The sequence below is a fragment of the Salinimicrobium oceani genome (assembly GCF_012037645.1).
Genome location: NZ_JAAVJR010001013.1, coordinates 1 through 374, shown reverse-complemented (window position 1 = coordinate 374; position 374 = coordinate 1). Strand labels below are relative to the sequence as shown.

2 protein-coding genes are annotated in these 374 nt (G+C 44.7%); both read right to left on the bottom strand.

What is annotated here, in order from left to right; genetic code table 11:
• Positions 1–198: dihydropteroate synthase (locus HC175_RS20535; RefSeq protein ID WP_168139878.1), on the bottom strand; the 198-nt coding region annotated here is incomplete at its 3' end.
• Positions 199–200: 2 nt separating this feature from the next.
• The gene (locus HC175_RS20530; RefSeq protein ID WP_317172383.1) at positions 201–359 is read right to left on the bottom strand and encodes a homocysteine S-methyltransferase family protein; all 159 of its coding nucleotides are present in this window, start codon (positions 357–359) and stop codon (positions 201–203) included.
• Between the last annotated feature and the right edge of the window lie 15 nt (positions 360–374).

Genomic DNA, 374 nt, shown 5'->3' with positions numbered 1-374 from the left:
ATCGATGATCTGGGCACCGCCTTCCACCTGCTCCCGGGCAATATTCAGGGCTTCTTCGAATTCTTCTTCATTGATTAGCCTCAGGAATTTTTTTGAACCTGCCACATTTGTGCGTTCTCCAACGTTTATAAAATTACTTTCGGGAGTAATTACCAAAGGTTCCAGACCCGACAACTTTAATGCTCGTTTTTCGCCCATGGTTACAGGATTTCAGATTGTAGATTCTTTTTGAGAGATCTGGAAGGATATTCGGAGGCTACTTCTGCAATGGCCTTTATGTGCGCCGGAGTTGTACCACAACAGCCGCCCAAAATATTTACCAGCCCTCTTTCCAGATATTCCCTGGTTTGGTTAGCCATTTCTTCAGGAGATTG